This window comes from Micromonospora haikouensis (genome assembly GCF_000876225.1).
Classification (GTDB): Bacteria; Actinomycetota; Actinomycetes; order Mycobacteriales; family Micromonosporaceae; genus Micromonospora; species Micromonospora haikouensis.
The window spans coordinates 407152-421263 of the sequence record NZ_JXSX01000001.1; the positions used below are offsets into that span (position 1 = coordinate 407152).

At 74.9% G+C, this 14112-nt stretch carries 14 protein-coding genes; 9 read left to right on the plus strand and 5 right to left on the minus strand.

Annotation, left to right across the window (positions count from 1 at the left end; all coding sequences use genetic code 11):
• Positions 1–29: 29 nt before the first annotated feature.
• Both TK50_RS01770 and TK50_RS01775 read left to right on the plus strand, forming a co-directional pair.
• Positions 30–1184 (plus strand): acyl-CoA dehydrogenase family protein, encoded by a 1155-nt coding sequence (locus TK50_RS01770; RefSeq protein WP_043961058.1) that lies wholly within the window; start codon positions 30–32, stop codon positions 1182–1184.
• A 157-nt stretch (positions 1185–1341) separates the two neighbouring features.
• Positions 1342–3993 (plus strand): ATP-binding protein, encoded by a 2652-nt coding sequence (locus TK50_RS01775; RefSeq protein WP_043961059.1) that lies wholly within the window; start codon positions 1342–1344, stop codon positions 3991–3993.
• 201 nt (positions 3994–4194) lie between these two features.
• Here TK50_RS01775 and TK50_RS01780 read toward each other — a convergent pair whose 3' ends face one another.
• Positions 4195–4695 (minus strand): MarR family winged helix-turn-helix transcriptional regulator, encoded by a 501-nt coding sequence (locus TK50_RS01780; protein ID WP_043961060.1) that lies wholly within the window; start codon positions 4693–4695, stop codon positions 4195–4197.
• Between the two features lie 101 nt (positions 4696–4796).
• Between TK50_RS01780 and TK50_RS01785 the strand changes: the two genes are divergently transcribed.
• The gene (locus TK50_RS01785) at positions 4797–5378 is read left to right on the plus strand and encodes a YceI family protein (protein ID WP_043961061.1); all 582 of its coding nucleotides are present in this window, start codon (positions 4797–4799) and stop codon (positions 5376–5378) included.
• 458 nt (positions 5379–5836) lie between these two features.
• The gene (locus tag TK50_RS01790; protein WP_043961062.1) at positions 5837–7315 is read left to right on the plus strand and encodes a glutamate-cysteine ligase family protein; all 1479 of its coding nucleotides are present in this window, start codon (positions 5837–5839) and stop codon (positions 7313–7315) included.
• A gap of 57 nt (positions 7316–7372) precedes the next feature.
• Here TK50_RS01790 and TK50_RS34045 read toward each other — a convergent pair whose 3' ends face one another.
• On the minus strand, positions 7373–8725 hold the full coding sequence (locus tag TK50_RS34045; protein WP_052503571.1) for a hypothetical protein: 1353 nt from the start codon (positions 8723–8725) through the stop codon (positions 7373–7375).
• A 110-nt stretch (positions 8726–8835) separates the two neighbouring features.
• Here TK50_RS34045 and TK50_RS01800 point away from each other — a divergent pair, with 110 nt between their 5' ends.
• Positions 8836–9528: a PASTA domain-containing protein gene (locus TK50_RS01800; RefSeq protein ID WP_144420127.1), complete on the plus strand. Its 693-nt coding sequence runs from the start codon at positions 8836–8838 to the stop codon at positions 9526–9528.
• A 96-nt stretch (positions 9529–9624) separates the two neighbouring features.
• A complete protein-coding gene (locus TK50_RS01805) occupies positions 9625–10296 on the plus strand; it encodes a PASTA domain-containing protein (RefSeq protein WP_043961064.1) in 672 nt (223 codons plus the stop codon).
• A 64-nt stretch (positions 10297–10360) separates the two neighbouring features.
• On the opposite strand, the gene TK50_RS01810 is transcribed toward TK50_RS01805, so the two are convergent.
• Positions 10361–10813 carry a hypothetical protein gene (locus tag TK50_RS01810; RefSeq protein ID WP_043963663.1) on the minus strand — a complete coding sequence of 151 codons (453 nt, stop codon included), beginning with the start codon at positions 10811–10813 and terminating at the stop codon, positions 10361–10363.
• A 107-nt stretch (positions 10814–10920) separates the two neighbouring features.
• Positions 10921–11211, minus strand: coding sequence for a hypothetical protein (locus TK50_RS01815; RefSeq protein WP_043961066.1), 291 nt, complete (start codon positions 11209–11211; stop codon positions 10921–10923).
• A 634-nt stretch (positions 11212–11845) separates the two neighbouring features.
• Between TK50_RS01815 and TK50_RS01820 the strand changes: the two genes are divergently transcribed.
• From TK50_RS01820 to TK50_RS01830, 3 genes are all read left to right on the plus strand, one after another.
• The gene (locus tag TK50_RS01820; protein WP_043961067.1) at positions 11846–12727 is read left to right on the plus strand and encodes a helix-turn-helix domain-containing protein; all 882 of its coding nucleotides are present in this window, start codon (positions 11846–11848) and stop codon (positions 12725–12727) included.
• Entirely contained in the window at positions 12697–12918 is a 222-nt protein-coding gene (locus tag TK50_RS01825) for a DUF397 domain-containing protein (protein WP_043961068.1), read from the plus strand. The genes TK50_RS01820 and TK50_RS01825 overlap by 31 nt, the downstream gene beginning before the upstream one ends.
• A gap of 190 nt (positions 12919–13108) precedes the next feature.
• A complete protein-coding gene (locus TK50_RS01830; RefSeq protein WP_043961070.1) occupies positions 13109–13525 on the plus strand; it encodes a hypothetical protein in 417 nt (138 codons plus the stop codon).
• On the opposite strand, the gene TK50_RS01835 is transcribed toward TK50_RS01830, so the two are convergent.
• Positions 13490–14092: a hypothetical protein gene (locus TK50_RS01835; protein ID WP_043961071.1), complete on the minus strand. Its 603-nt coding sequence runs from the start codon at positions 14090–14092 to the stop codon at positions 13490–13492. The genes TK50_RS01830 and TK50_RS01835 overlap by 36 nt on opposite strands.
• Between the last annotated feature and the right edge of the window lie 20 nt (positions 14093–14112).

Sequence of the window (14112 nt, forward strand, 5' to 3'; positions counted from 1 at the left end):
CGACGGAGGACTGCGTACAGGAGGAACCGATGGACTTCCGGCTCACCGAGGAGCAAGAGGCGCTGCGGTCCAGCGTGCGGGACTTCGCCCGCGAGGTGGTCGCCCCGGTCATCGCCGAGCACTACGAGAAGCACACCTTCCCGTACGAGGTGATCCGGCAGATGGGCAAGATGGGCCTGTTCGGCCTGCCCTTCCCCGAGGAGCACGGCGGCATGGGCGGCGACTACTTCGCGCTCTGCCTGGCCCTGGAGGAGTTGGCGCGGGTCGACTCCAGCGTGGCGATCACCCTGGAGGCGGCCGTCTCCCTCGGCGCGATGCCGATCTTCCGCTTCGGCACGGCCGAGCAGCAGGAGCGGTGGCTGCCGAGGCTGCTCAGCGGCGAGGCCCTCGCCGGCTTCGGCCTCACCGAGCCCGGCACCGGGTCGGACGCCGGCGGCACCCAGACCCGGGCCGTCCTCGACGAGTCCACCGACGAGTGGGTGATCAACGGCTCGAAGGCGTTCATCACCAACTCGGGCACCGACATCACCGCCCTGGTCACGGTCACCGCCGTCACGGGCACCCGGCCGGACGGGTCGAAGGAGCTGTCCACGATCATCGTCCCGTCGGGCACCCCCGGCTTCACGGTCGCCCCGGGCTACTCGAAGGTCGGCTGGACCGCCTCGGACACCCACGAGCTGACCTTCGACGACTGCCGGGTGCCGGCGGCCAACCTGCTCGGCGAGCGGGGCCGGGGCTTCGCCCAGTTCCTGCGCATCCTCGACGAGGGCCGCATCGCCATCGCCGCCCTGGCCGTCGGCCTCGCCCAGGGCTGCGTCGACGAGTCGATCAAGTATGCGAGCCAGCGCCAGGCGTTCGGCCAGCCGATCGGCAACTACCAGGCCATCCAGTTCAAGATCGCCGACATGGAGCTGAAGGCGCACACCGCCCGCCTGGCCTACTACGACGCCGCCGCCCGGATGCTGGCCGGCGAGCCGTTCAAGCGGCAGGCGGCGATCGCCAAGCTGCACGCCAGCACGGTCGCCGTGGACAACGCCCGGGAGGCCACCCAGATCCACGGCGGCTACGGCTTCATGAACGAGTACCCGGTGGCCCGGTTCTGGCGCGACTCGAAGATCCTGGAGATCGGCGAGGGCACCAGCGAGGTCCAGCGCATGATCATCGCCCGCGACCTCGGCCTGTGAAAGGAAGGACCCCTATCAACGCCTGAGGGAGGGAACGATCCCCCTCTCACGCCGGTAAACTCCCGCGTGAAGCGCTGTCGGATATTTGTGCCGGTCAGCGTCGGCAGGGCGACGGTTGGCTGACGGCCGTCACACCCGATCCGTACCCTTCCTGCCCATGGCTCCCGATCATGGCCGTCCGCCGGGCGCGGACGGTCGTACCGGATTGTCCGCCCTGCTGCGCGCGCACCGGCACGCCGCCGGCCTCACCCAGGCCGAGCTGGCCGCCCGCGCCGGGGTCGGGGTGCGGACGGTCCGCGACCTGGAGCGGGGCCGGTCCGCGCGGCCGCAGCGGACCACCGTCGACCTGCTGGCCGGTGCCCTCGGCCTCGCCGGGCCCGTCCGCGCGGCGTTCGTCGCCGCCGCCCGGGGGATGGCCCCGGCCGACCCTGCCCGCGCGGCCGACGAACCACCCGCCGCCCCGCCGCCGGCGGTTCCCCACCCGGTCGGTGCCGGGCCGTCGTCGGCCGCCCACCCCGGGGGTACGCCGATCGCGCTCCCGCCGCCCGTCGAGCTGATCGGCCGGGAGCGGGACGTCGCCGAACTCGTCGAGCTGCTCACCGCGGACCACGGCCCGCCCGTGGTCAGCCTGGTCGGGCTGGCGGGGGTGGGCAAGACGGCGCTGGCCCTGGCGGTCGCCCACGCCGTGGCCGGACGGTCGCCGGGCGAGGTCGCCGGGGTGCTCGTCGGGGAGGGCTCGGACCCCGCCGACGTGCTCTCCGCTGCGGCGGCGGCCTTCGGTGCGGCCCGCGCGTCCGACCTCGCGGTGCGACTGGCCGCCCGTCCGGCGCTGCTGCTGATCGACGCGGTGGAGCGGGCGCCCGACCCGGTGGCCGGGGCGCTGCACCGGCTCGCGGGGGCGGTGCCCACGCTGCGGGTGCTGGTCACCGGGCGGCACCCGGTCGGCGTGCCCGGCGAGCGCGTCTGGCCCGTACCGCCGCTGGACGTGCCGCCGCCCGAGCTGGACCCGGCGGGGCCGGACGTCCTGGCCGGCTACCCGGCGGTGGCGCTGTTCACGGCGCGGCTGGCCCGGGTGCGGCGGGAGCCGCCGGACCCGGCCGAGTTGCCGGCCCTCGCCGCGCTGGCCCGCCGGCTGGGTGGGCTGCCCCTCGCCATCGAGCTGATGGCCGCCCGGGGGCGCATCCTCGACCTCAACGAGCTGCTCGACCGGTACGGCGACCGGGTCCTCGACCTCGCCACCTCGCCGGCCCAGCGGCCCGGGCCCGGGTGGACGCCGGGGGGTGGGGCGACGGTCACCCTGCGGGACGCGGTGGCCGCCAGCTACCGCCTCCTCGCCCCGGACGAGCGGGCCGCCCTGCGTCGGCTCTCCGTGTTCCGCAACCGGTGGTCCGTGGAACTGGCCGAGGAGATGCTGGCCGACGACGCCGACCCGGAGGGCACGGTCTCGATCGACCCGGTGCCACTGCTGGACCGGTTGCTCCAGCTCGGCCTGCTCAGCGTCCGGGGGACCGGTCCGTTCCGGTTCCGGCTGCTCGACGCGGTGCGGGAGTTCGCCGCCGAGCAGGCCATCGGCGCCGGGGAGCGGTCCGACATCCGACGGCGGCACGCCGAGGTCTTCGCGCGGCTGGTGGCCCGGACGGCCCCCGACCTGGCCGGCCCGCAGCTGACCTCGGCGGTGCGCCGGCTGGACGAGGCGACCGGAGACATCACCGCCGCGCTGGCCCACGCCGCCGTCGACGACCCGTCGACCGCCCTCCGGCTGGCCGTCGGGCTGGCCCGCTGGTGGCGGTTCCGGGGCCGGGACGTCGTCGGGCGGCAGTGGCTGCGGCGGCTGCTGGCCGACCCGCGCACCGCCGCCGCCGATCCGGGGCTGCGCGCCCGGGCGGTGCTGGGCGCGGCCCGGCTCGCCGTCGAGCACGGCGCGGCGGAGCAGGAGCTGCCGGCGGCCCGGGACGCCTGGGCCATCCTGCACCGGGCCGGTGACGTGGCCGGGGAGCTGGAGGCGCGGGCGGTGCTCTGCGCTCTGCTGGGCGCGACCGGGGGGCACGACGAGGCGCGCGACCAGGCCGCCGCCGTCCTCGCCCTGGCCACCCGGCACGGGCGGCTGCGCGACATGGCCGTGGCGCAGCACAGCCTCGCCTGGCACGACGTCCGGGTGGGTGACCTGGCCGGGGCGCGGCGTCGCCTGGCCGCGATGGACCGGCTGGCCGCCCAGTCCGGCGAGCGGCGGCTGCGCGTGTTGGCCCGGGCCAACCTGGCCGAGGTCACCCGGCTGGAGGGCCGGTACGCCGACGCCGTGGAGCAGGGCCGCCGGGTGGCCGCCGGGCTGGTGGAGGTCGGCGACCCGGGGCACCGGCGGCGGGCCCTCGGCACGATCGGCCTGGCGCTGGCCCAGGACGGGCGTCCCGACGAGGCGGCCGAGGTGCTGGCGGGTCTGCGCACCTGCGCGGCCGGTGACGCGGCGCTCGGTGCCGAGCCGCTGCGCGGCCGGCCGGGGGAGGCCCGGTTCGAGGACGGGATCTGCGCGCTCATCGAGGCGAACATCGCCCTGCACCGGGCCGACGGTGAGCTGGCGGCCGAGTGGTTCGCCGCCGCAGCGGAGGGAAACGTCGCCGGCCAGGACCGGCGGGAACTGGTGGAGGCGCTCGTCGGGCTCGCGGCGAGCACCCGGGACGCGGCCGTGCTCGACCGCCTCGACGCCGCCTGTCGGCAGAGCGGGATCAGCCTGCTGCCCCGGGAAGATGCGCTGCTGGCACCGCTGCGGCGGCCCGGCCGACCCGAGCCGACCGGGCGTGCCCGGAAATGTTGACGCGGGGGCGGCGCGAGCGAAGAAGCCCCCTGGTTTTACCCCTCGCTCATCGCTCGCGCCGGCACCCCCCGGTGCGCCCCCGCTGAGAGAACAGTAGCCACCCCCGGCGGTGTGACTTGTCTGCTTAATCCGGTTTGTTGCCGGCGGGTGGGCGGTTCTGCCGGTCTTTCTGCCGGTGCCTCCGGCCCGTCCGCCGGGTGGTCAGGAGGAGGTGGCTTCCGTCGGGACCGGGTCGGTGCTGCCGGCGGTCGCGCCCGGGTGCACCGCATCGCGTACGCGGCGCAGGCCGTGGAGGAGGGAGCGCAGCTCCTCCGGCTGCAACTGGCCGATGAACCACTCCTCGATGATCCGCAGGTGCCCGGGGAGGGTCTGGTCCAGCCGCTGCAACCCGGCGGCGGTGACCACCGCGTACGAGCTGCGCCGGTCGGACGGGCAGGCCCGGCGGCAGAGCAGGCCGTCGCGTTCCATCCGGTCCACCACCCGGGTCACCCCGCTGGTGGAGAGCGAGGTCTGCGCTGCCAGGTCGGTCATGCGCAGCTGGTTGCCGGGCGAGCGGGCGAGGCGGGTGAGCACCTCGAACTCGACCGGAGAGAGCCCGTGCTCCTCGAACTGGGCGGCGAACCGGGCCGACAGCCCGGCGTGCGCCTCGACGAGGAGACCGACGGCGGTGATCCGGGGGTCGTCGAACACGTTCTGGTCCACGAGTTCATCATAGCAATACTTGACACACGGAATATTGCTCTGTCTATAGTTGCTCGGTCAGTCGTTGGGTCACTGAACAATCTCTCCTGGAGGACAGCACCATGACCAGCAGCAACGGATCGGTTACCCGCGAGTGGGAGGGCCTCACGATCCCGGCGGCCGGCACCTACCTGCTGGACGTCGCCCACAAGCGGGTCGGGTTCGTCGCCCGGCACATGATGGTCAGCAAGGTGCGCGGCGAGTTCGCCGACGCGACCGCCACCATCACCATCGCCGAGGACCCGATGCAGTCCTCGGTCTCCGCGACCATCCAGGCCGCCAGCATCAGCACCGCCCAGGCCGACCGGGACGCCCACCTGCGCAGCCCCGAGTTCCTGGACGCCGAGGCCTTCCCGACCCTGGAGTACCGCAGCACGGGCGTGAAGTCCCGGGACGGCAACGAGTTCGTCCTCACCGGTGAGCTGACCATCAAGGGCGTGACGCGTCCGGTGGAGCTGGAGGTCGAGTTCGAGGGCGTGGGCCGCAGCCCGTTCGGCCAGGACATCTTCGGCTTCTCCGCCAGCACCGAGATCGACCGCGAGGACTTCGGCCTCACCTGGAACGTCGCCCTGGAGACCGGCGGCGTGCTGGTCGGCAAGAAGATCAAGATCGAGATCGAGGGCGAGGGCGTCCGCCAGGCCTGACCGCCCCGCTCCACGAGACCCGGGCCCGCGTCGCACCAGTCGACGCGGGCCCGCGGCCGTTCCGCCGTCCGGCCGGTGGTCCGGCCCCCGGCCGATCCCCGGGCAGCAGGCCACTCGTCCCGGCGTGCCGGTGGCCGTCCGGTCGTGCCCCGGCGGGTCGCCTCGCGCTTTCGACGTCGGATGCCGCTCCCCGGTGCGGGTCACGGCCGGTCCCGCCGGAGTCCCTTCGGCGGGAGCGTGCGAATTGTCACGGTCGGCCCCTTCGCGGGGGCGGTGGCGCGCGCCGCCACCTGGGTAGAGAGGCGGTCGGGAGCGCGTTCCAGGCCGGTCGCGGTCGCCGCAGAGGTGACCGTCCGGCGTCGGCCTCTGGCCCGGCGCGGGGGGTGCTTTTACCGTAGAAGGTTCACAATGTGCGCTGCGGGCGGCAGGCCCCGCCGCGCCTCGCGCCGGGAGGACACATGGGCAGGGACGTCGAGCAGGGCGCCTTCTCCCGAGAGGACAGGCTCCACTACCGGCAGAAGGTCCGGAGGTGCCTGGACGTCTTCGCGTTGATGCTGGACGACTTCGGCTTCGACGCCGACCGGCCGATGACCGGGCTGGAGATCGAGCTCAACCTGATGGACCCGGCCGCCGAGCCGGCGATGCGCAACGACGAGATCCTCGCGGACATCGCCGACCCGCTCTTCCAGACCGAGTTGGGGCGGTTCAACCTGGAGCTGAACGCCGAGCCCCGGCTCATCGAGGGCGCCGGCTTCGCCGACTACGAGCGTGACCTGCGCAGCAGCCTGGACCGGGCCGACGCGCGGGCGGCGTCGTCCGACGCGCGGATCGTCCTGGTCGGCATCCTGCCCACACTGACCGAGCGGCACCTGGTGGCCGACAACCTCTCCACCGCCGCCCGGTACCGGGTGCTCAACGACCAGATCGTCGGTGCCCGGGGCGAGGACATCGAGCTGGACATCCGCGGCGTCGAACGGCTCCGGACGCACACCGACTCCATCGCGCCGGAGGCCGCCTGCACGAGCCTCCAGTTCCACCTCCAGGTCGCCCCGGACAGCTTCGCCGACTACTGGAACGCCTCCCAGGCCATCGCGGGCGTCCAGGTGGCCGTCGGGGCGAACTCCCCCTACCTGTACGGCCGGCAGCTCTGGGCCGAGACCCGGATCGCCCTGTTCCAGCAGGCCACCGACACCCGCCCCGACGAGCTGAAGGCCCAGGGCGTACGCCCCCGGGTCTGGTTCGGCGAGCGCTGGATCACGTCGATCTTCGACCTTTTCGAGGAGAACGTCCGCTACTTCCCGCCGCTGCTGCCGATCTGCGAGGACGAGGACCCGGTCGAGGTCCTGCACGCCGGGGGCGTGCCCGAGCTGGCGGAACTCCGGCTGCACAACGGCACGGTCTACCGCTGGAACCGGCCCGTCTACGACATCATGAACGGCCGGCCCCACCTGCGCGTGGAGAACCGGGTGCTGCCCGCCGGCCCGACCGTGGTCGACATGCTCGCGAACGCCGCCTTCTACTTCGGCCTGGCGCGGGGCCTGGCCGAGGCGGACCGGCCGATCTGGAGCCAGCTCACCTTCAGCTCCGCCGAGGAGAACTTCCACGCCGCCGCCCGGCGCGGGATGGACGCCGTCCTGCACTGGCCGCGCCTCGGGGAGGTGCCGGTGACCAAGCTGGTGCTCGACACCCTGCTGCCGACGGCGGCCACCGGGCTGGACCGCTTCGGCGTCGCGCCCGCCGAGCGGGACCGCCTGCTCGGCATCATCGAGCAGCGCTGCCGCACCGGCCGTAACGGCGCGGTCTGGCAGACCGAGACGGTCTGGGCGGCCGAGCACCACCGGGGCATGGAACGCGACGCGGCCCTGCGTCACATGGTGCAGCGCTACGCGGAGTTGCAGCGGAAGAACGAACCGGTGCACACCTGGCCGGTCGACTGACCGACCCGCCACCTCGCCAGCGGCCGGACCACCACCACGCCGCCGGCACAAGGTTGATCACGCCGGCTGGTCGGCCTCCGTGTCGACCAGCCGGGCCGGCCCGGGGCCGGTCGTCGCGGTCGCCTTCCCGGCCTTCCCGGCCTCCCCGGCCGCACCGGAGCGCTGCCGGGGCAGCACGGCCGGCGCGGCGGAGCCGCGTCCGCCCGTCGTCGGCTTCGAGGACCCGGCCGCCTGCCCCGCGAGGTCGCGCCCGGCACTCCGGCGGGTCGCGGAGCGCTGGGCGAGCGCCGCCGTCAGCACCGAGCCGGCGAAACCCACCACCACGGCGTACGGGGCGACCAGGTGCGCCGACACCTGCTCCCGGCCGAGCGTGCTCAGGCCGGGCACGACCAGCAGGTACGCCAGCGCGACGAGGACCGGGCCGGCCCCGCCGGAGGCCGCCGCCCCGAGCCGGTGCTCCGCCGACCGGGCGGCACGCCGCGCGCCCAGTGCCCCGATCAGCAGCGCCGAGCCGAGCGCCAGCGACGCGCCGGGCCAGTAGAACCAGTCCCGGATCCAGAAGTCGGGCCGGTCGGCGCTGAGCTGCCAGATCCCGAGCTGGGCGGTGGTCAGCCCGCGCCCGGCGAGCACCCCGTCCACCACGGCGACCACGGCGAGAAGCCAGAGCCAGCCGGCGGTAGCGATCACGTTGGCCGCCGCAGCGGGCGAGCGCAGCGCCCAGACCGCCACGAGCAGCCCGAGGAACAGGCCCGTTCCGGCGTACCCGGCGGCCATGGCCTGCGGTGCGGCGACGCCGGGCACGTCCGCCATCCGTGCCGGCACGGCCACCAGCAGCACGGTGACCAGCGCGCCGACCGCAGCGGCCAGCGCCAGCACGAGCGCTCCCGCCGGCCGGGGTGGGCCGGTCGGCCCCGGCCCGGCGACCGGGTCGACGGCGTCGACCACGTCCGGCCCCGGGTCGACCACCTCCGGCCCGCGAGCGGCGGCCGGTGCCGGGGTGCCCGGCGCCGGAGCCGGCTCCGGGGCGGCCGGCTCGGCAGTGGCGGTGGGCTCGGCGGTGGCGGCGGGCTCGGCGGTGGCGGTGGGCTCCGCAGTATCGGTCGGCTGGGCGGTGGCGGTCGGCTCCGCGTCGGTCGTGACCCCGTCCGGGGCGGTCGCGGCCCGGTCTGCTCCCCGGGCGACGGGACGCCGTAGCCGCTGGGCGCAGACCGCGCCCGCGATCGTCGAGGTGGCCGAGATCCAGGTCGCCCACGCGAGGCTCGCCACCCACGCCGCCTCGCCCGCGTCGACGCCCGACGCCGACCAGTTGATGATGCCCAGCCCGTAGCCGAAGCCCAGTTGGGCGGCGCCCGCGCCGGCAGCGACACCGATCGCGGTGGCGATCGATCCTCCCCAGCCCCGTCTGGCCATGCCGGGCAGCGTAACGCCCCGGGGGCTGCCCGGCGAGTCGTGGCGGGGAACCCGCGCCGGGGTACCTGGCGTGCCCCCGGTACGGTCGCCGTGATGAGGTGGTGGGCGCTGTGACGGACGGGAACACCGTGGGGGAGGCGTACCCCGACGAGGCCGACGCGGCCGGCTCGGGCCGGTCGGCCAAGCTGCTGGGCGGCGGCCTGGCCGTCGCGCTCCTCGCGCTGGTCGGCGCGGCCGGTGGCTGGCTGCTGGCCGGGGAGGACGACCCGTCGTCCGGCCTCCCGGCCGCGCAGCCCGACGTCTCGGCCACGGCACCCCCCTCCGAGGCCCCGTCGTCGCCGGCCCGGACGACCGCGCCGGCGACCCGGACCACCGCGCCCACCCGCTCCACCGGGCTGACCGTCCCGCCCGTGGTGGGCACGGACTTCGAGGACGCGCGGGACGAGCTGCGGGACCTGCGGCTGGGCTGGCGGCTGGTCTTCGGCGCGGAGTCGGGGCGGGACGTGCGGCGCACCGACCCGCCCGTCGGCTCCCCCGTGTCGCGGGGCACGACCGTCGCGCTGTACGTCGCCGGGCCCGCACCCGAGGTCAGCGTCCCCGACCTGGTCGGCGACGACTGCGACGACGCGGCCGAGGACCTGGTCGAGGAGGGCCTCTACCCCGGCTATCCGACGGGCCGGACCGGCGTCGTCACGGCCCAGGCACCGGCGGCCGACAGCACGGCGCACTGGAACGACAAGGTGGCCCTGACCTGCGGCGAGGAGCCCGGCGAGCCGAGCGCGGAGCCGCCGCCCACCCCGTGACGGCGGCTCGCCGCGCCGGTCCCGGCCGCGCTGGCCCACAGCGGTTAGCGTGGATGGGAGGGCCAGCCACCCGCCCGGTGTGGGAGAGGACGTGCCATGAGCGACGACCGCCAGGACCCGCCCCCCGACGACGCCGGTGACCAGACCCGGCCGCTGCCGAAGCCCGGTGACGACGCCCGGCCGAAGCCGGCCGGCGGGCAGGTGTGGTCCGGTCGGGCCGGGGTGCCGCCGCCCCGACCGGCGGAGTACGGGCCCCCGACCGACGAGTGGTACGCCGAGGAGCAGCCCGGCCGGCGCTGGTGGACGCCGATCCTGCTCGGTGTCGTGGCGCTGCTGCTGCTCGGCCTGCTAGGCGTCGGCTTCTGGCTGGCCCTGTCGTCCGGCGGCGGCACCGGCCCCGAGGAGACGCCGTCGGCGGGCCCGACCTCGGCACCGACGACGACCGGGGCACCGACGACCGAGGCGACGACCGGTGGGCCGTCCCCCACCCCGACGACGCCGCCGGCCACGACCCCGGCCGGGGTGCCGATGCCGCCGCTGGTGGGGCTGCCCCTGGCGACGGCTGAGCGGATCCTGGACCGGATCGGGGTCGACCACCGCGTCGAGACCCGCGAGTCCGACCGGCCAACCGGCACGGTGCTGGAGACCGACCCGGAGGCGGGGGCGCTGGTGCCGGCCGGCGATCAGGTCATCCTGGTGGTCGCGGCGGCACCGGCACCGACGAGCAGCGCGGCGGCCCCGACGACCCCGGCGACCCCGACCCCCTGACGGCGGATCCGGTCGTCACGCCCGGCACCGGGGTTCGGCCACCGCGCTCCGGGCCCGGCGCCGGTCACCACATGCGGCGTCTGGTGCCGACCAGGCCCAGCCCGGCCAGGGAGATGGCGAGCCCGAGGAGGCCGGACCAGAACAGGGAGCGGCTCGTCTCGTCCCGCTGGGAGGTGGGCCCCGCCGCGGCCCGCCCGGCCTCGACCACCGGGTCCGTTCCGGCGCCGGCCCCCGCGCCGGCCGGTGGACCGGTCGGCACGCCCGCCGCGTCCGCTCCCGCACCGACGGGGCCCGGGACGGCCGGTGGATCCGCCGGGGCGGCCCAGTCGGGCTCCGGGTCCTCGTCGATGACGGTGATCTCCGGCGCGGGGACCGGCGCGGCCAGCTCGGTGGCCGACAGGGTCGGGTAGCGGACCACCACCCCGAGGGTGGTGGCGGCGCCGAGGATCGCCAGCAGCCCGAAGGCGTAGATCGTACGGGACCTGTGGTGCCGCCGCGCGGCGGGCAGTATGACCATGACCATCCCAGGTTCAGGGTCCGGGACGCGCGGGGTGGAGACGTTCGCCGGGGTGGGCGTACCGATTCTATGGCGGTGGCACGCCCACCGGGACGGGTTTCGGCTGGTCAGCCGACCCGGGCGGGGGTACGCACCACGGGGCGGCGCTGCCGGACGGGGACGGTGCGCTGCCGGGGTTGGGCGGCGGCCCGGAGCTGGCGCAGCCCCGCGGCCTGCACGTAGATCGAACGCCGGCTGACCGCGTCCCCCGCCGCGTTCAGCTCGTAGCCTTCGAGCCACATCCAACCGTCGTAGGTGGGCCAGTCGAGCACCCGGATCACGCGGAACATGATCGGTTTGAGGAACTGGACACTCGCCGCGCGCGTCACGTGCAGCACGTCACCTGAGCGGGGAAGCACAGAGTTCTCCTGGGAGATCGGCCGGCGGGCACGCCGGTGGCTGGTGTTTCGGGGGATGTCTCGCCTGGTGACGGGGTTGTGCCTCGTGAACCGGCGGCGCTGGTGATGCTGGTCGGGCCGGGCGCGTTGGTGGCGTGCCAGCACCCGACCAGCACCCCGCCGCTCCAGGTCGTCGCGCCCGCCGCCACAGTCACCCTGACGTGCGGCAGCGGGGTCCTCGCCCGGAGCGGATCTTGTCGTGCGGTGCCGGGCTGGTATCCCTCGACCGGACGCCCACCCGTCGGCGGATCGTCCCGTTCCGGCGGCCGACCGGAACGGTGAGTGATTCGAGCCCTACGGACAGATTGCATGAGTGTCGTGCTTCATGCAAGTTGCATGTCGACTTTTGCCGATACGTGAGCGGCTCGCGGAAATAGACGCTTGATGCCGCTGTCCCCGGACCGGCACACTGGACGCCGGTTTCGCCCGTCGCGGCCGGTCGACGACCGGCACCATCACCCCTGCCGCGAACGCTCGCCCGCCGTTCCGACGGTCGCGCCCCCGGCGGGCGTCGACCCCAGGCGCGACCGACCGGAGGTAACCGGGTGAGGGCGAGCAGCGAGCGATTCGGCCCAGTGGGCCGCCGGGGGGCGTCGTGAGCGAGCGGCGCAGCCCGACCATCCGCCGTCGCCGGCTCGGCGCCGAACTGCGCCGGCACCGCGACGCCGCGCGCATCACCATCGAGGCGGTGGCCGAACGGCTGGAGTGCTCGGCGTCGAAGATCTCCAGGATCGAGACCGGCCACACCACCGCCACCCCGCGCGACGTCCGCGACATGCTGCTGATCTACGGAGTGTCCGGCGCGGAGAGCGACGAGCTGGTGCAGATCGCCCGGGAGGCCCGGCAGAAGGGCTGGTGGCACCCCTACAGCACCGTGCTGGTCGGGGCGTACGTCGGCCTGGAGTCGGCCGCCAGCTCCATCCGGCAGTACGAGCAGCAGGTCGTCCCGGGCCTGCTGGAGACCGAGGAGTACGCCTCGGCGATGATCCGCGCCGCCCGGCCGGACTTCACCGCCGAACAGGTCCAGCAACGGGTGCGTGTCCGACTGGGCCGTCAGTCGTTGTTGACCCAGGACGATCCGGTCGATCTGTGGGTGGTGCTCGATGAGGCGGTGCTGAGCCGGCCGGTGGGCGGCGACGCGGTGATGCGTGGTCAGCTCAAGCGGCTGGTGGAGGTGGCGGAGCTGCCGAACGTGACGCTTCAGATCCTGCCGTTCTCGGTCGGGGCGCACGCCGGCATGGACGGCACCTTCACCATCCTCAGCTTCCCAGAAGCCAATGATCCGGATGTCGTGTACGCGGAGAACGCCACGGGTGGGCTCTTCCTGGAGAAGAGCGACGAGCTACAGAAGTACAGCTTCATCTTCGATCATGTTCGAGCAGCGGCCATGCGCCCGGAGGAATCCATCGCACAAATCGCAAAACTGGCAGAGGAGCCGTTGTGGAAATGGCGACCAAGGGGTTCCGTGGGGACCTGACGCGGGCGACGTGGTTCAAGAGCTCGAAGAGCGGGCCGAACTGTGACAACTGCGTGGAGGTGGCGTACGTGACCGGGGCGGTCGGGGTGCGGGACTCGAAGGACAAGAGCGGTCCCAACCTGGTCTTCGCTCCGGCAGGCTGGCACGCCTTCGTCGCCGGGGCCAGGGACGGCGCGTTCCTCCGGGACTGATCGCTGACCCCTAGACACGACGGGCGTGACCCCTTCCGGCAGCGTGGCCGGAGCAGGGGTCGCGCCCGTCGCGTTTCCACCGCCGTCCCGGGTCGTTGAACCGTCGGGACGGCGCTGGTCGACGACCCGGACCAGCTACCGGATCGGCAACGGCCACCCGGATCGGCACCCGAGCGAGGCAGGCGAGACGATGACGACGATCGGTTCAGAGAACCTCACCAACGGTCCGGGCAAGCCGGAGCGGTTCGGCGGGAAATACCGCGGGGCCCGCCGGGACACCGTCCTGACGGAGGTCGTCTCCACCGATTCCGAGATCGGCACCCGGGACGACGGCCCGACCGCCCTCGACCAGGCCGGCGCGCCGCTGTCGCTGCCGTCGCTGGACCCGAACCCGCTGACCGAGCCGTCGTTCCCGCCGTCGGGCTGGTCGACCGGCCCGTCGGCCACCGAGTCCCTGGTCGACCACCCGCTGCTGCGCGGGCTGCTGCTGGAGCTGCCCCCCAAGGGCAGCGTGCCGCCGCCCGGCTGGCTGGACCGCTGGTTCGAGGCGACCCGGGCGATCCTGGAGCTGCTATACGTGCAGGGCGGCGCTGGCCGCTCGCGCTGACCCGGGCTGCCGGGTCACCGCCCGCTCGGCGAGGCGGCTGTGGCGCAGCGCCTGGCGTACCCCGATCGCGGCGACGCCCAGCGCGGCCACGGTGACGGCGGCACCGGTGGTGCCGGGCCCGGCGAAGAGGTCGAGGCCGCTGGCCGACAGCACCCCCGGCACGGTGGCCAGGCCGGTGGCCTGCAGCGGCAGGCCGATCAGCGGATGCGCCGCGGCGGCCCGCAGCCCGTGCGGGGCCGGCGTCTCCGGTGCGGCGGCGAACGCCCCGGCACCGGCCCACAGCCGGCGCACCCGGCGGGCCGTGACGACCGCCACCAGCAGCGCGGGGGCGGCGGCCAGCGCCAGGCCGGCGGCGGCCCGGTCGATCGTGCCGGTGCCGGCGCTGGTCAGCCCGGCGGCGAGCACGGCCGCCGTCAGGCCGAGGCCGGTCACCGTCAGGGCGAGCAACCATCCGGTACGCCGCCGCAGCGCGCGGGCACGATGCGGCCGGGGCAGCCGCTCGGCGAGGAGACCCGCGGCCAGCCACACGCCGGCGATCGGCAACAGCACGATGAGATGCCCGTCCATGCCGTCAGCCTTGCCCAGTT